Below are 17586 nucleotides of genomic sequence, written 5' to 3' on the forward strand. Positions count from 1 at the left end.
CGTAAGTGATAAATTTACGTTTTACTATGGAATGAAAAAATTGAACGATATTTTGCTGCTTGGCGATGAGCGCCTTTACCAGGTTTGCCCGCCGGTATTACGAAACGAATTGCCGCTGGTAAGCGGTTGGGTTGAAGATATGCACCATGTAATGCAGGAGATCAGGCAAAAATACAACTTTGGCCGGGCTATCGCTGCTCCCCAACTGGGCATTATGAAACGCCTCGTTTACATGAATATTGACAAGCCTGTAGTTTTCATTAACCCCGAAATACAGGACGCCAGCGATGAACTTTTTGAACTTTGGGACGATTGCATGAGCTTTCCTAACCTGCTGGTGAAAGTTAAAAGGCATAAAACCATCACCGTAAATTACCTTGACGAAAACTGGCAGCAACAGCAGTGGGTAATGACGGATGCCCTATCTGAACTGATGCAGCATGAGCATGATCATTTGAACGGGATTTTATGTACGATGCGGGCTATCGACAGCATGGCGTTTAAATGGCGGTTATAATCTGATTCATGAAACAATTTATAGCACATATTACTGTAGTTGTAGATAACTACGATGAAGCAATTCAATTTTACACGGAGAAATTGAATTTCGACTTAATTGAAGATACCCTGATCAACGAAAATAAAAGATGGGTGTTGGTAAGACCCAGGGGAGCATTTGAGTGTAGCTTGCTGTTAGCAAAGGCCGTAGGTGATGAACAAAAAAGTCGGATAGGACAGCAAACGGGTGGCCGTGTATTCCTTTTTTTAAGGACCGATGATTTTTGGCGCGACTACCATGCGATGAAGAACGAGAACATAGAATTCGTTCGTGAGCCCCAGGTTGAATCATATGGTACAGTTGCAGTTTTTAAAGACCCCTTTGGTAATTTATGGGATTTGCTGGGTTGATGCCTAAATAAAAATTAAAAACGCCTGTAACGTATGGGGGTAAAGTGTGGTCATAGCTGTATTACCATTAAAACCCCATTTATGAAAAACTATATTTTACTTCTTCTGCTTGCCGGGCAAACCGCGGTGGCAGCAGCGCAAGATGGCGACAGCCGTTCGTTATATCTTACCAGATCATTGGCTAACGATGCCATTACCAGCGCCGTGGTACGTACATCGGCCGGAGGTATTGTAGTTAGCGGGCAGGCCGGGCAAGCTCCGCGGGTGGAAGTTTATATTAAAGGCAACAACGGCAATGATCTTTCAAAGGAAGAGATCAAAAAACGCCTTGACAAGGATTATACACTCGACATATCGGTTAGCGGGCATGAAGTTAGGGCCATTGCAAAAAGCAAGCGTCAAAACTTTTTTAACTGGAGAAGCTCATTGAGCATCTCATTCCGCATTTATGTACCGCAGCAATGCGCAACCGACCTGGAAACCAGTGGCGGCGGTATTGGTCTTGATAACTTAAAAGGCAACGAAAAATTTAGCACCAGCGGCGGTGGTTTAACTATCGACAGGCTTTACGGTACCATCCGCGGTAACACCTCGGGCGGCGGCATTCATGTTTCCAATTCGGGCGATGATATTTCGCTTGAAACCAGCGGAGGCGGTATTGAGGCCAAAAACTGTAACGGCAGGATCAGGCTTGAAACCAGTGGCGGCGGTATAACTTTAGAAAACCTAAAGGGCACCATTAACGCCGAGACCAGCGGTGGCGGCGTTAACGGCAATAACATCAGCGGCGAACTCATCACCAGTACTTCCGGCGGGAGCATTGATCTTAAACGCATGGCAGGGAGTATTAGCGCGCAAACCAGCGGCGGTGGTCTGTACGCTCAAATGCTAAAAGTTGGCAAATATCTTAAACTGGAATCAAGCGCCGGTAACGTTGATATCGAACTTCCGCAAAACCAGGGCTACGACCTCGACCTGCGAGGTGAAGGCGTGTCGCCATCATCTGTTGCTAAATTTAACGGACAATGGGAAAAGGAACGGGTTAACGGTAAATACAATGGCGGCGGCATCCCGGTTAAAGCCGAAGCATCGGGCGGAAGTGTTAATATTAAATTCAGGTAAGCATTTAATAATTAAGCAATAAAGAGAAAAGCTCCGGGTTTATGATCCGGAGCTTTTCTCTTTTCTATCCTTGGTGAGTGTTTCGCCCTGTTATCAGTGCCATTAATCCCCAAACCGGCCCTATGGCCAGTAGCATGTAAATATATCGCGCGTTTTCGGCCGTTCGTAAAGCCGAGATCAGTTGAATACTTACAATGGTAACAGCAAAACCGAAGCAATTGACAATGGTTAGCGCGGTTCCTCTTGATTGCTGATAGGCATTTTGCGCAACCAATGTTGAAAACAACGGCGAATCGGCAATGACTGCAATAGCCCATATCAATAAAAATGAAATCAATATCCATGTCGAGCCGGTAAATAAAAATAGCGGCGATACCAGGCAACAGGTGCAAGAAATTGTCAACGCGATGGTAGCTACTTTTTTCACACCCAGATATTTCGATATGATACCGCTGGCTGCACAGGCCAAAGCGCCCATCCCAATAATGAGAAAAGACAATAAGGGGACATTCAAAACTGCATTTGAGAACCGATTATTGTAGGCGGTTAGCATCATGGGGACAAAAGCCCAAAAAGCATAAAGCTCCCACATGTGGCCAAAATAACCAAAGGCTGCTGCCCTGAATTGCCTGTTTCGAAAACTTTGTAAAAACGCAGCCGGATTAAGTGCTACTACCGGCTTCCTTTCCCGGCCGTCAGGCACCAATAATATCATCGTACATCCGCCCAAAGCGGCTAACATCGATGTCGACAGGATAACGTAGCGCCATGGCAACGTGGCCATCAGGTTTTTAAGCAGGTGCGGCAAAGCTGTGCCCAAAACCAATGCCCCAACCAAAAAACCGAGGGCTTTTCCCAATCCCTGCGGATAATGGTCTGAGGCTATTTTCATGCCCACCGGGTAAATCCCTGCCAGGAAAAAACCTATAGTAAACCTTAGCATTAATATTATTGCAGCATCTGTTCCCGGTAAACATGCCAACGCATTGACAGCTGCGGCAATAAGTGCGCAAGTGAAAAACACCTTCACCGGCGAAAACCTGTCGGCAATACCAAGGATGGCAAAAACAAGGGTGCCGGTAATAAAGCCAAGCTGAACCGCGCTTGTTAAGTAAGCCAGATAAGATGGTTCAAGCTGTAATTGTTTGGCTATATCGCCCATAACCGCGTTGCCTGCAAACCACAGTGAAGTGCAAAAAAACTGGGAGAGTACGATTACCGGGAGGATACGTTTCATTTGGTTTTGAAGAACTATAGCGATGCAATAATAATTATAAACTGTACGCTAAAAAAATAGTACCGCTTTTACCTTGCGTATCCCGTTCAGGAAACGCCACCTGCATTTTTAATTCCCGTTATGTTGCTTTATAAAAATATGTATCTTGAGTTTCAAAACTAAACCTAACCCTGTCATCATTACCAATGGAGAAGCAACAAATTATTGAGCAGATAAAATGGATGATAACCGATGGCAATTCAGATCATGAGATTGAGGCCCTGTTGGTTGCAGAAGGCCTTGCCCGGGCCGAAGCAAAATATACACTCTCGGTAATTAAAAATGAACTGTTCCCGCACGAATATCCGATAATCCCCGAACCTCCCCAAAGCCGAAATTACCTTTGGATCGGCCTTCTAACGGCTACGTTATTGATATTACTACTTGCTTTTCATCCATGGCGCAAATCAAAGACAGCCGAAAGAGAAATAACCCCAGCCGATATGATCCTGCTTATGAAAGCAGGGCCGGGCGTTTATACTACCGAACTCAATAAAATCAACAGCGGATGGGTTTTTGACCAGGATAAAGACAGATGGGAAAATAAGAAACGAAAAACAGCCCTCGCCATCAGGATGGAACAACTCCTATACATGTGTCCTGTGTTGCACGATCATTCATTCCAGGACTATCTTGAAAGTCACGACTTCAGGGACATAATTTATGGAAAACCCGGAAGCAAGATTTACCAAAACAGCGAGTTTATGTTTACTATTCAAACCAATGGAGCCTACACAATGATCTCGCTGGCCAACCGGTAAATTGGGCCGTTGCTCTAAACGTGTCTTTTTCCATCAATTTTAAAAAAGTCAAATTTTTTAGCAGGCGCTTCATAACACCCTTTTTACAAAACGCCAAAATTTAAACATTGTTAATCCCGGGTTAACAAAGCCCGATTATTAATCAATAGTAAAAAGCTGAAAACCAGCCAAAAACAGCATAAATAAGAAAAACAATATTGATTTTAATTAATAGATAAGTTAACCCTATATTTATTTCCTGATAATAAAACTACCGTTGCTTTGCACCAATTATCGCCCTCCTATCTCAACTTGGGCAACTATTAAAACAGGGGTTTATCTTTAATTAAAAACTATGGAAAAAAACTACAGATCTATTCTTAGATTATGGCACAGATCGGGTAAAACGATTTGTCTTTTTATGCTGATGCTTATGGCCTCGTCAGCGGTTTTTGCACAGGACGGCACTATAAAGGGTACCGTTACCGATGAAAGTAATCTTCCTTTACCCGGCGTAGTGGTGACCGTAAAAAGTTCGGGGCGATCAACCTCAACCAACGCTAACGGTGCCTATACCGTAAAAACAAGCGGCGCCGGCGATGTACTTAAATTTACCTTTTTAGGTTCGGTACCAAAGGAGGTTACTGTTGGCGAAAAGAACACGGTAAATGTTACGATGGTTACCGATACCAAACAGCTTAAAGATGTTGTGGTAATTGGTTACGGCACAGCCAGCCGTAAAGATGTAACAGGCGCTATTACCTCGGTAAAAGCCGAAGAATTTAACAACGGCGTTTTAACTACTCCTGCCGAACTATTGCAGGGTAAAGTTGCCGGTTTAAACATTACCAAAAGCGGTGACCCTAACAAACAGCCTGCCACCATTTTAAGGGGGCCGTCAACGTTTCGTGAAGGTGCTGCACAGCAACCATTTTATGTGATTGACGGCGTACCAGGCGCGTCAATAGATCTTTTGGCTCCTGCCGATATCGAAAGCATTGATGTATTAAAGGACGCGTCATCAACCGCTATATACGGTTCACGCGCGTCAAATGGTGTAATCATTGTTACTACCCGTAAAGCTAAAACCGGCCAAACCAGGTTAACATACAGCGGCTATGGCGCTGTTGAAAAAGTATCAAAAAACATTGACGTACTTACCGCCGACGAACTTCGCAAATACCTCGCCGACAATGGTGTAGCCGCGCTTTCAAAGCCAACAGACGACGACGGCTCAAACACCAACTGGCAAAAATTAGCCGAAAAAACCAGTTATTCGCAAAACCATAACCTTTCATACGGTGGTGCGGGTACCAATTCGGAATATGGGGCAAGTGTCAATTATTTAAAAAACAATGGTATATTAAAAAATACCAGCCTTGAGCGTACCATTTACAAAGGTTATATCAATCAGCGTTTTTTTAATGACCGTTTAAAACTGAGCATTAATTTAACCAATAGCGCTACTAAAAACAATGACATATATCAAAGCCAGGTGTTATCGGGCATTTTATTTTATCTGCCAACAGTAAGCCCGTTTAACCCCGATGGTACTTATAAAGAAAATTACACCCGTACAGGCAGCGGCCCGCTAAACCCTTTATCATTAATTGATAATAACTTTATAAGAACAGAAAACAACAAAACTTTAATAAACGGGTCGGCACAGGTTGACATTTTAAAAGGCTTGAAATTCACCTTAACCGGGTCAACCCAAAAAGAGCAGAACAACGTTAACATTTACTCAACAAGCCAATCGGGCATCTTTGTTAACGCTCATGGCGTGGCCAGCCGCAGTGCTTACACTAATACCAGTAACGTAGTAGAAGCTTATTTTAACTACGACCGGGTATTTGGCCAGCACTCATTGAAATTATTGGGCGGTTACTCTTATCAGCAAGATCGTAACAATGATGGTTTTGGCGTACAAACCCAAAACTTTTCAAACGATGCCCTAACCTACAATTATTTGCCGTTCTCTAATCCTACCCAGCTTTCGCAAATAATTTTTAATCCTAATTATGCTATAAACTCTAATGCTCCGGCTATTACCTATATCTCAACTTTAAGGTTGATATCGTTTTATGCCCGTGCGCAATATCAGTTTTCTGATAAATACTTGCTGCAGGCTTCAATCAGGGAAGACGGTTCATCTGCATTTGGTTTAAATACCCGTCACGGTTACTTCCCTGCTGTATCTGTCGGATGGAAGATTATTAGCGAGGATTTTATGAAATCGATCCCGGTTATCAGCGACCTGAAATTAAGAGCAGGTTATGGTGTTTCGGGTAACAGCTTAGGCTTCGATGCCTTTACTGCCCGCCTGATTTATGGCGTGCCTCCTGGTGGTGGTAAATTTTTAAGCAATGGTAACATTGTTAATCCTATCGGCCCGGTACGTAATGATAACCCCGATTTGAAATGGGAAAGTACCGGTACAACCAATATCGGTTTGGATTTTGGTATATTGAATAACCGCATTACCGGTTCGGTTGATTACTATGTTAAAAAAACATCCGATCTGATCGCTACCTATCCGGTTTCATCTACTTTATATTTCTATCCGTTTTATACAGCCAACGTAGGTAAAATTAAAAACAACGGTATTGAGGTTGTCATAAACGCGATACCAGTAAAATCGCAAAGCTTTACATGGCGCACTTCATTCAACGTTTCGCATAACAAAAACGTTGTTGAAAGTTTATCAAACAGCCGGTTCACGCTTCCTTTTATTCAAACGGCCCAGTTGGGCGGTAAAGGCCAATCAGGCAATTACAGCCAGATCATACAGCCTGGTTATGCTATTGGTACTTTTGACCTGTGGCACTATATGGGTAAAAACGCCAATGGTGTAAGTACCTACCAAAAAGCCGATGGATCGGTAGTGGCAACCCAGCCCTTAACTTCTGATCAGTTTATAAAATATGACGCCCAGCCCAAATTGGTTTATGGCTGGAGCAACAGCTTCTTCTATAAAAACTTTGATCTTAATTTCCTGGTTCGCGGCGTATATGGCAACAAGATACTGAATGCAACGCTTGCCTCATTGAACAACCCGGCCGACGCGAGACTGCAGAACATCCCAAGGTTCACTTTGGGCGAATCATTTAAGGATATCAACGCCTACCTAATCTCTGATCGTTTCCTTGAAAGTGGTTCATACCTACGTTTGGATAACGCTACTTTGGGCTATACCGTTAAGCCACACATCCAGGCTATAAAAAGCCTGCGTTTTTATGCATCGGGTAACAACATTTTTATCATCACAAAATACCGTGGTGTTGATCCCGAAGTTAATATCGGCGGTTTAACCCCGGGTATCGATAACCGCGATTTCTATCCTAAAACACGCACGTTCAGCTTAGGTATAACCGCACAATTCTAATAAACCCAGAAAGACAAAAGATGAAAAAGATATTTTTAGCATGTGCCGCTTTCGCTACCATGATTGGCACATATTCATGTACAAAATTAGATGTACCTGTTGAATCACAATATGTAAAATCAAACTTCCCGGTTACTGATGCCGATTATACGGCATTACTGGGTACCATTTATTCAAACCTGTCGTCAAGTTACGCAGTACCATACTGGCGCATGCAGGATATGTCGACCGATGAGGCTATTTTGCCTGCCCGCGACGGTAACTTCGACGACGGTGGCCAGTACCGCCAGTTACACTACCACACCTGGACATTTGACCATCCTAACGTCATAGGCGTATGGCAGTGGGGTTTCGGCGGTATCAACACTTGTAACCGTATTATCACCGTTATCAATGCCTCATCATCAACAGCGGAAAAAAAAGCGTCATCAATTGCCGAGGTTAAAGCAATGCGTGCCTTGTACCTTTACTTCATGATGGACCTGTATGGAAACGTTCCTATCATCACCGACTTTCCGGTAACTACGCAACCGACCAATCAGCCACGCGCAAAAGTGTATGAGTTTATTGAAAGCGAGCTTAAAAGCGTTTTGCCGTTATTGCCCGCTAAAACCAGCAACGCAGCAACAAACGTAGGCCAGTACGGCCGCCCGACAAAAGGCATGGTGTTTGCCCTGCTTGCAAAAATGTACCTGAACTCTGGTATATATACAGGCACCACCCGTTACCAGGAAACCGTTACCATGTGTGATAGCGTACAGGCTAACACCAATTATTTCCTGGATGCCAAATACCGCGACATATTTTTGCCAACCAACGGTCCGCAGATTAATGAAACTATTTTTGCCGTTCCTTACGACCAGCAAATTCCGGGCAACCAGTTTACCCGTTTCGGTTTCTTTTATTACCTGGCCCAGGCCTATGGCTTCAACGTAGGCTTAAGTATTGCCATGAGCACCACACCTGAGTTTTATAACCGCTTTAACATTCCTGGCGATGACCGTAGCAAAACATGGCTTGCGGGACCGCAATATTATCCTGATGGCAATGGCGGCTTCACTAACCAACCTGTTTATTACCCGGCCCCGAACGCAACCAAGCAAATTAACATCATCCCAACCCTAACCCTTACCGGTTTAAAACCAATGGATTTGGGTAATGATGTGACAACCTCACAATCGGAAGGTGTACGTTCAATTAAATACTATCCTGATGTTAACATCATCCAGGCTACCCGTTTAAACAGTAACGATGTACCGGTATTCCGTTTGGCCGATATTTACCTGATGAAAGCAGAAGCTATATTACGCGGCGCTACTCCAACTACCATAAACGGTGACGCACAAACTCCGCTTACTTTGGTAAACAAACTACGCAGCCGTGCCCACGCGGAGCTTGCTACATCAATTGACCTGGATGCTTTGCTGGATGAGCGCGCACGTGAGCTTTCATGGGAAGCATGGCGCCGTAATGACCTGATCCGCTATGGTTTGTTTGAGAAAGAATATCCACTACCGGTTATGGGCGGCAAAACGGACGACCTGAAAATGAACACCGATCCAACCCGTAGGTTATATCCGATTCCATCAACCGAATTAAAAACCAACCCTAACCTGAAACAGAACCCGGGTTATTAATTAGTAACATTTTTTATACAAGCGCAAAAGCCAGGCCTTTTGCGCTTGTTTTGTTAAACCAATAATATATTTACCAAAATGAAACTTACAGGCGGATTAATTGGGGGCATTATTCTTTCAGCATCAGCGCTATTGAGCAACCCAGGCGACCAGAAAATGAACCATTTCCAGGTAATAGGATCGCACAACAGCTATAAGCAGGCAATTGATCCCAAACTATTCCGTTTTTTGCAAAAGCGCGATTCGGTTGGTATGAGTAAGATAGATTATGAGCACATCAGTCTTACCGACCAGCTTAATTTAGGATTAAACGCTTTGGAAATTGACGTTTATGCTGATACCAAAGGTGGCAGATATGCCCACCCCAAAGGGTTGGACTGGGTGCCGGGACAGCCGGCGTTTGATACCCGGGGCGTAATGAAAGAACCTGGTTTTAAGGTTTTTCATATTGAAGATATCGACTACCGCAGCAACTGCGCAACTTTTAAGCTTTGCCTGCAGGAGTTGAAGAAATGGAGTGATGAACATCCTGATCATAATCCCATTTACATTACCATGAATGCTAAAGACGAGCCGTCAAAAAAACCAGGGTTCACTGTTCCGGAAAAATTTACAGCTAAAACCTTTGACAATCTGGATAAAGAAATTTTAAACAACCTGGGCAAACAATATTTAATTACCCCGGATGATGTGCGCGGCACATACAAAACCCTTGAAGCTGCCGTATTGCATAACAACTGGCCGACGTTGAAAGCGGCCAAAGGGAAGTTCATTTTTATTCTTGATGAAAAAGGCGAAAAAAGAGCTGCCTATATCGCCGGTCACCCATCGTTAAAAGGCCGTGTATTGTTTGCCGATGCATTGCCGGGCACACCTGAAGCCGCCATTCACATTATGAATGATGCTAAAAAGGACCTGGCAGCCATTCAAAAACTGGTTAAGAAAGGTTACATTATCCGTACCCGTGCCGACTCGGATACAGAAGAAGCCCGCGCAAATGATATGAGCTCGTTTATAGCAGCGCAAAAATCAGGTGCACAGATCATCAGCACCGATTATTATAAAAAAAGTACGCATTTCAAATCTGATTATGTGATTAGTTTTAACGGTGGTGCTTATTTTAAAGAAGATCCGTTGTTTAAAACCGGCTCACAGGGTTCGGTCGGGAATTAACCAATACCAAATTAAAAAGAAGAAAGGCCTGTAATAAAATTATGGGCCTTTCTTCTTTTAACAACAATCATATTAAACTGTCGCGGTGCTTGTTGTTGGGTCAATGATGGCCTTAACTTCGGCAATACTGCTTACCGGGAAGCCGCCTTTCATGGCATGTTCGCGAATAACATCTTCACTTTCGGCAATGTGGATGCAATAGATCTTATCGGCAGTAACAAACGATTGGATCCAATGGTAGGGCTTACCCAATTCATTCACAACCGAACACGATGCCTGTGAAATCGCCTGTAATTCTTCGGGCGACAGGTTACCGGCGCCGGGCAGCTCCCTTTCAATTACAAATTTTTTCATAAAATATGATTTAATGGTTAAATATTACTTTCAACAGCAACGTTAAATCAAACAGGTGTAATTGGCGGAAATGGAAGATAAAATGCTGCTAAACAAGTAGCAACGTTTTATAAATCAAAGCTATAGAATAAATAAGCAATAACCCAGTTTCGGCGTATTTAATTTTTTACGAGACAGGAATGTTCAGAAAAAAGAAACCCCGCCTGATCTTACACCACGCGGGGTTTTCATTTAATCTTATTTTTAAGATTTAGCCCTGCTGCGGCCACGGGCTGCAATTTTAAGTCTACGCCGTTTAAGGGAGATCTGTGTGTTTTGCTTCCGGTTTTCGGCAACATACTGATAGTAGGTGTTTAAGATCTCTTTATAGGAGATTTGCCCGGCTATGGTATTTCCGGCGGCAATAACGGGAAGCACCTCTGCCGATTCTTCAGCCATGATCTCCACAACACGTTTCAGGGGATCATTACTCCTCACGGCCTGTTTACTTGCCTTGGTTATATTACTTATAGTGAGTTCGGCAGAAATACTATGATTATAAATGTCGGTCAGGCTAACCATGCCTGCATAGCTGCCATCATTTTTAGTCACTATAAAAAAACTTTGGGTAATATTATTTCCGGTAAGCCGGGCCCTTGTTTCGGCTATGGTACTATTGCTTTTTAAGGTTTCACCAACTTCATTATTAACGTCGGCAACAGTCAATACCTGTAACAGATCAGGTTCGTATGAATCAGGGGTGTATACCCCACGGCGGGCAATTTTTTCGGTCATGATGGTATTTTCCATCAGGAAGAATGAAACCAGGTACGATGCTGTGCAGGCACCAAGCAAAGGCAGTAATGCATGCGATTGCATGGTAGCCTCCAGCGCGAAGGTGATACTGGTTAAATAAGCCCTTGAAGCGCCTGCAAACATGGCCGCCATGCCAATAAGCGCGGCTATTGGAACACTTAAGCCCGCATCAGGAAATGCGAGGTGCACCAGTGCGCCAAAAGCCGCACCAGCCGCGCCGCCAATGGTTAACAAGGGAGCCAGCGTGCCGCCCGAAGTGCCGCTGCCCAGGGCTATAGCCCATGAAAGAAATTTGAATAAACACAAACGCACAATTAGCATCAATGATAATGTGCCCGAAAGAATAGTGATAATATTATCATATCCTACACCAAGGGTGTGCGGCGCAAAATAACCTATCAGGCCTACCGCCAGGCCACCAATTGCAGGCCACCACATCCAGTGGATGGGCAGTTTTTCAAAGCTATCTTCAATAAAATAAACTATTTTGGTAAGCCCCAATGAGATAAAGCCAATGACCAGACCAATGATGCTGTAAATAGCCAGGGCGGTATTTGAAGGTGTATCTACATCAGGCATCGGGAATACAGGCCCGGCTTCAAATAACAGATGGTGCCCGGCCGCTCCGGTGATACAAGCTAATGCCACCGGTAATATGGCCCGGGGCGAAAACTCGAACAATAACAGCTCAATAGCTAAAAACACCGCCGCTATGGGCGTGCCAAATATGGCCGACATGCCCGCTGTTGCTCCTGCTGCCAAAATAATTTTACGCTCGTTGGGCGATATTTTGAATAACTGGCCAAAGGTTGAACCAAGTGCCCCGCCTGTTGCAATAATAGGCCCCTCGGCGCCAAATGGCCCGCCGGTACCTATTGCTATGGCCGATGATACGGGCTTCAGAAAAGTTATAATCGGTTTTATTTTGCTTTTATTTACCAGGATCTGCTCCATTGCCTCAGGGATGCCATGCCCCCTGATAGCCTTTGAGCCATACAGGGCCATAAAACCTACTATAATACCGCCTATAGCCGGTATAACAATTACCCATAAACCTAAATGGTTATTGGCCGGGCTGTGAAAGCCGGCATCCAGCGTTCCGTAAAATGAAATATTGGTAACAATATTAATAAGATAGATAAGTCCTTTGGCTATTATACTGATGAGGCATGCAATAAGAATGCAAAGTGCTGATATAAAGATCAGCCTTGTTTTCATTTGCCCGGTGCCTTTTAAACCGGATTTAAAATTGTAAAGATCATTTAATGAGGGCGAAACCGGGATGGCGTTCTGTTTTGTTTCCATGTTTTGATTAGTCCCGCTCCGTTTTTAGGGGACTGTGCTATTTTTCTTGCAAAGGTAATACTTAAAGCAGCATAAATAAATTTATTTTCAATTTTATATTGCACATGCAATGTTTTTATTTAACATTTGCTTAATTTTTAATAAAAATCATTGCACAAACAATAGTTATGAAAATTACCAGCATTATTCTTTCTGTTTTAGGTGCCGCAAGCATCATTGCCGGATTGTTACTATTCAGGAACCTGAATACCGTTAATCCTTTCGATTCCCATCCGTGGAGCATTAACATTAATGGCATCCGCTCATTCCCATGGCCTGTTTTTGGCGGTGCGGTATTGTTAAGTTTGGGAGTTATTTTTAACATGGCTACCTGGGAACAGCCAAAAGGCCGCCGCTTTTAATAAATTAGCATGTTTTTATAACAGCACCGGCTTAAATACAAATCAATAAATGGCGAAAAACAAAGATAAATGCGATTTGGGGACTTGCTTTTTATGCACACACTGCCTGCCCGACTGGATCCCGGCAATCAGCGCCGCCAGGAAAAATATCGTTGTAAAAAAGGGGCAGCAGATCTTTAAAGAAGGTGATCCCGTTACCGGCATTTACTTTGTTTATTCGGGCACGGTAAAGGTTCATAAAAAGTGGGATAAGGAAAAAGAGCTTATTCTCCGGTTTGCCCGCGAAGGTGATATTGTCGGGCACCTCGGGTTGGGTAACACAGAGTTTTACCCGGTTTCGGCCACAGCCATTGAGGCAGGTATAATTTGCTATATCGAAATGCCCTTTTTTGAAAGTACCCTGCAGGTTAACAATAACTTTGTTATAAAGCTGATGCGCTTCTTTGCCAACGAATTGCAGGAATCGGAAAAACGGATGCGCAACCTGGCGCATATGCCCGTTAAGGGCCGTGTAGCCCAGGCTTTTATTTCGCTTAAAAACAAATTCGGGCTAAATGAACAGGGCTTTATCAAGATTGAACTTACCCGGCAGGACCTGGCCTCATTTACAGGTGCGGCCTATGAATCACTGTTTCGCACCATTAATGATTTTATCGATGAGGAGATCATCGAAATATCGGGCAAAAGCATCCGCATAAAAAATGAAGCCACATTGCTGAAACTGACGGAAGAGGAGCAGCAGGCCGGATAGGTTGCCTGAAAAAACCTGACACCACTCAAATATGAAACATTATTTTGAGCAATATAATCCTTCCCGGCAAGGTGTACGAACTGGCAGTTAATGTATTGGCTGATAAGTAAAGCGTGTTATAAGTTTTTACGTTCAGGAAATTAGCAACGCTCAGTTCCAGGTCGGTCTTCCATTTTTCGACCCTGAATTTTGCCGAGGCATCTGCAAAAAAGTATTTAAGGTCAGGATTACCTTGCTGGCGGGTGAAGTAATGCTCGCCTGATAATTTGAACTGTAAATTGGTTACAGGATTATAATTGATCGATGCTTGCTGAAGCAACTGATTAATATGATAAGTTGATGCCTCCGCTGCTGAATGACTTTGGATTTGGGTAAATGCAGCTTTATAGCTAAAGTTTATCTGCTCATTCACTTTGGTATCCGCGCCGGCATTTATAGTTCTGGAAATGGTATTGAAAGGAAGCAGCGCGCTATTCTGGATCTGCACCGACTTATTACTTTGCCATTTTACCCCTCCGCTGAAAGTGGTTTTTAATGCAAAGGAATATTTGCTGACAGTGCCGTTCACCGTCCACGAATCGGTACTGTTGGAATATGGCAGTACTACACGCTGCCGCAGGGTGTTGGTAATTACTTCTGAAGCGATATTATTGGAAGCGATATGGTTATAAACAATGTTCAGGCTGGCGAACAAAAGGGTTAGCGCTTTGCGGTAGTTAAATCCAAGGGCGGCCAACTGGTTCTGCCGTTCGGTAAGGCCGGCATTATTGGCATAAAGTGTCCGGTAATCCTTCAGGATATAGCCCTGGTACATATCTTCTATGGTACCCGCCTCATTGCGGTAGCTGTAAAACAAATTCAGGTAGTTCTCCATCCCGGTTTGATATTTTACTTTTAGCTGCGGATTGAAATATAACCTGGTTAAACCCTTACGCAGGGCATACAGGCTATCCGAATAATTGATCTGCTGCAGGCTTAACGGCAAGGTGAGGTTCACTTTGAGGATACTGCCTGGCAGATCATAAGCTGCTTCGGCATACAGTTTTTTCCTGGTCCAGTTTAAATGGTTGATGGAACTGTCTGATTCAAGGTTAACCGTGTTATCTGCCTGTACAACGTTTAGATCTGAGTTTAACTTTTGTGATTGAACGCTGAACCCTGTTCTGAAACTTTGCGTGATAAGGTTCGACGGTATTTTGAAAGAGATATAGTTATTGGTATACCACGCAGGTACATTTACATTTTGCACCAACTGCGCATAAGGGACATTATTGTTAAATATTGAATTGTTATAGTCAGGCCCAATTGTCCTGCTCTCGGGCTCAGTCGAATGACTGATATAGGAGTAAGCCTGGATAATGTTGTTTGATCTTAAGGATTTGATCAGGTTAAATTCATTAGAAAAATTCAGCGCGTTATCTTTAAATACCTGGTTTACCATGCCGCCGTTTGTATTCAGGTTTGAGTAATTGGTGGACCGGTTGTTATCCATCAGCAACACATCGTTCAGGTAATATTTATCCTGGTTAATGTTCAGCGTAAACTGAGTATGCAATATGTCGGGGCGGAAGCGGTTACGTTGAGTTTCATTATAGCGTACCGTATCGCCGGGTAAAAAGATGGTGGTGTGCTGGCTGTAGTCCTGCCGCCGGGCATCGCGCAAATAGTAAGCATTGATCTTCATCTGCACATTCTTTTTAAAATTGACCAGGTTATTGAGATTGAGGATCCCCGAGCGATTGAATAAATACCGGTTACGTGATAAAGCCGGGTCATTCACCGAACCAAGCGATAACATGGTGGCCGGCACATCGTTATCGATCCGCTGCATATAATCGGCAAAATTGTGCGATACCAGGTCCTGTTGCAGGTCGTTACCTGTGTTATTGCCTTTAAGGTAATTAATGGCCTTGTACTTATCCTTAAACATCATGGCGTTCAAATCTACATCATAATTGCCCGGTAAGCCCGCGCCGATGCTCTCTTGCCCCACCATCTGTAATTTAGCGCCTTTTTTGAAGCTGAGGTTGAGCGCCACATCATCGCTCACTACTTTATTTTGGAGCACTTTAACGGGCTGGTGGTTCTGGATCACCTGCACCTGGTCTACCGCACCTTGGGGAATGGTAGTGGTAGCAATATTATATTTATCGTCCAGCAGGTTATCACCGCCGATGTACAGGTTGGAGATCGGTTTATTGTTATAACTGATCCTGCCATCAGCGGCAACCGTTATACCCGGCAGTTTTTTGATCACATCGCCAATAACTCTGTCCTGCACACTGCTGAAATCAGATACTTTATAGCTTAGGGTATCACCGTTCGTCCGCAACACCGGTCGGCTGCTTTTAATCACTACGGCCTGTAACTGGTTGATGGAAACAGATAAAGTGAAATCAACGGGAGCTTGCAAATCCGTAATGCCCCTGCTTTGGTTTTTATAGCCAATGCAGCGTACCTCGACCAGCAGGCCGCTCACGGGCGTATCTGCCGGGACCGGCAAAATGTAGGCGCCTTTGGTATCGGTAATGGTATAGTTTATAATGTTAGTAGTGGCCGCGTTTTTGAGGTTAATGGTGGCATAAGGCACCGGTTTCCCGGTGCTGTCTTTAACTGTGCCCTTAATACTTTGACCAAAGCCGTGAGCCGAAAATAGTAACCCTATAACCAGCAACCATACTGACTTTATAATCCGGCTCATTTCTTTTCAGGCAATTCTATCGGGTTGTTGATCACCGGTTGCGGACCGATCCTGATATCGATTTTTGGGGCCGGCCTGCCCTGGCTTGCCGCCTGCGCAGCCGCCATTGACTGGGCAAAGGCATTCGGGTCTTTTCGCATGGCCTCCTGCAATTTGGAAAACTCCCTTTCGGTAGTTTTAATGGCATTGGTGGGGAGCTGGATGATATTTGGATCGCCAACCTGGTCGTCCATGCCTATCATCACGGCCATCCGTCCCTGGTTATCAGGAGCTGGGCTGGCCGGCTGATCACTTTTTTGCGGAGAGATGACCGCTTTTTCAATCCCGTCAAACTTAAAATAAACTTCTTTTTTGGTATCATAGGCCTCTACAATCACCCCCGGCAGCCCATTGAGTTTCCATGGGCCTATATGCAGCGGCAGATCGGGACTGAACCAGGCTGTATAATCCCTTCCCTTGAAATGGCCTGTTGCTTTTTGGCAATGCAAGCCTCCAAACGTTGCTGTATCGCTGCCTATTTCCCATTCTATGGCGGGCAGGGCATCTGTTATGAGATAGCTATTGAACAGGAGCGGTTCTTTCCTTGCCAGTTTTTTACCATTCGGGAACTGGTAATAGTCTGTACCTGAGCCCGATGATCTCCGCTGGATATTTACATGCCCATCGGGTGAGTTGGCTACCTGTTCCTGCACCTGCTTTTTAAATAGCGCGTCCTGCAACTGCTTGTCATAACTTTTGTAAACCCCGGCATTTTTACCCACAATCAAAACCATGTTCTCGGTGTAGGGGTGCTCCTGGTTGGTGGTATCCCTGATGTGGGAAAACTTGTAGTGTACCAGCAATTGTGCGGTATCCGGTTTTTGTGCCCGGGCCATAATGGTGCATGATAAAAAGGCTGTACACAATAAAAATTGCTTTTTCATAATTTGGATATTTTTAAGCAATAGTACTTTGCCCTTTAAATCCACCAAAAACTTTGGTATGAACAGCGTCTTCATTTCGGCGTAAAATGGATATTTGTTATTTGAGCTTCTGCC

Annotated in this window: 14 protein-coding genes; 9 read left to right on the plus strand and 5 right to left on the minus strand. The window is 44.1% G+C overall.

Annotated features, from left to right (window positions below; all coding sequences use genetic code 11):
- Positions 1-31 precede the first annotated feature (31 nt).
- The 3 genes from FHW88_RS15230 (at position 32) to FHW88_RS15240 (ending at position 2031) form a co-directional block, all read left to right on the plus strand.
- Positions 32-517, plus strand: a complete 486-nt coding sequence (locus FHW88_RS15230) for a peptide deformylase (RefSeq protein ID WP_176626513.1) — start codon at positions 32-34, stop codon at positions 515-517.
- A gap of 8 nt (positions 518-525) precedes the next feature.
- The gene (locus FHW88_RS15235) at positions 526-909 is read left to right on the plus strand and encodes a VOC family protein (RefSeq protein WP_090533614.1); all 384 of its coding nucleotides are present in this window, start codon (positions 526-528) and stop codon (positions 907-909) included.
- Between the two features lie 81 nt (positions 910-990).
- The gene (locus tag FHW88_RS15240; RefSeq protein WP_176626515.1) at positions 991-2031 is read left to right on the plus strand and encodes a DUF4097 family beta strand repeat-containing protein; all 1041 of its coding nucleotides are present in this window, start codon (positions 991-993) and stop codon (positions 2029-2031) included.
- Between the two features lie 64 nt (positions 2032-2095).
- Here FHW88_RS15240 and FHW88_RS15245 read toward each other — a convergent pair whose 3' ends face one another.
- Positions 2096-3268: an MFS transporter gene (locus tag FHW88_RS15245; protein WP_176626517.1), complete on the minus strand. Its 1173-nt coding sequence runs from the start codon at positions 3266-3268 to the stop codon at positions 2096-2098.
- A gap of 185 nt (positions 3269-3453) precedes the next feature.
- Between FHW88_RS15245 and FHW88_RS15250 the strand changes: the two genes are divergently transcribed.
- From FHW88_RS15250 to FHW88_RS15265, 4 genes are all read left to right on the plus strand, one after another.
- A complete protein-coding gene (locus FHW88_RS15250; protein ID WP_176626519.1) occupies positions 3454-4068 on the plus strand; it encodes a hypothetical protein in 615 nt (204 codons plus the stop codon).
- A gap of 334 nt (positions 4069-4402) precedes the next feature.
- Positions 4403-7432, plus strand: coding sequence for a SusC/RagA family TonB-linked outer membrane protein (locus FHW88_RS15255; RefSeq protein ID WP_090533621.1), 3030 nt, complete (start codon positions 4403-4405; stop codon positions 7430-7432).
- Positions 7433-7452: 20 nt separating this feature from the next.
- A complete protein-coding gene (locus FHW88_RS15260; RefSeq protein WP_176626521.1) occupies positions 7453-9069 on the plus strand; it encodes a RagB/SusD family nutrient uptake outer membrane protein in 1617 nt (538 codons plus the stop codon).
- A 78-nt stretch (positions 9070-9147) separates the two neighbouring features.
- The gene (locus FHW88_RS15265) at positions 9148-10242 is read left to right on the plus strand and encodes a phosphatidylinositol-specific phospholipase C1-like protein (RefSeq protein WP_090533626.1); all 1095 of its coding nucleotides are present in this window, start codon (positions 9148-9150) and stop codon (positions 10240-10242) included.
- Positions 10243-10314: 72 nt separating this feature from the next.
- Here FHW88_RS15265 and FHW88_RS15270 read toward each other — a convergent pair whose 3' ends face one another.
- Together FHW88_RS15270 and FHW88_RS15275 are read right to left on the minus strand one after the other, a co-directional pair.
- A complete protein-coding gene (locus FHW88_RS15270; protein WP_090533628.1) occupies positions 10315-10596 on the minus strand; it encodes a DUF4242 domain-containing protein in 282 nt (93 codons plus the stop codon).
- A gap of 243 nt (positions 10597-10839) precedes the next feature.
- Entirely contained in the window at positions 10840-12696 is a 1857-nt protein-coding gene (locus tag FHW88_RS15275) for a chloride channel protein (protein ID WP_176626523.1), read from the minus strand.
- A 167-nt stretch (positions 12697-12863) separates the two neighbouring features.
- On the opposite strand from FHW88_RS15275, the gene FHW88_RS15280 reads away from it, so the two are divergent.
- Together FHW88_RS15280 and FHW88_RS15285 are read left to right on the plus strand one after the other, a co-directional pair.
- Positions 12864-13097, plus strand: a complete 234-nt coding sequence (locus FHW88_RS15280; RefSeq protein WP_090533632.1) for a hypothetical protein — start codon at positions 12864-12866, stop codon at positions 13095-13097.
- 49 nt (positions 13098-13146) lie between these two features.
- Positions 13147-13848, plus strand: a complete 702-nt coding sequence (locus FHW88_RS15285; protein WP_176626524.1) for a Crp/Fnr family transcriptional regulator — start codon at positions 13147-13149, stop codon at positions 13846-13848.
- Positions 13849-13873: 25 nt separating this feature from the next.
- On the opposite strand, the gene FHW88_RS15290 is transcribed toward FHW88_RS15285, so the two are convergent.
- Both FHW88_RS15290 and FHW88_RS15295 read right to left on the minus strand, forming a co-directional pair.
- Positions 13874-16549, minus strand: coding sequence for a TonB-dependent receptor (locus FHW88_RS15290; protein ID WP_176626526.1), 2676 nt, complete (start codon positions 16547-16549; stop codon positions 13874-13876).
- Positions 16546-17472: a GLPGLI family protein gene (locus tag FHW88_RS15295; protein WP_176626528.1), complete on the minus strand. Its 927-nt coding sequence runs from the start codon at positions 17470-17472 to the stop codon at positions 16546-16548. Before FHW88_RS15295 ends, FHW88_RS15290 begins: the two co-directional genes overlap by 4 nt.
- Between the last annotated feature and the right edge of the window lie 114 nt (positions 17473-17586).

It is taken from the genome of Mucilaginibacter sp. SG538B, assembly GCF_013376065.1.
Classification (GTDB): domain Bacteria; phylum Bacteroidota; class Bacteroidia; order Sphingobacteriales; family Sphingobacteriaceae; genus Mucilaginibacter; species Mucilaginibacter rubeus.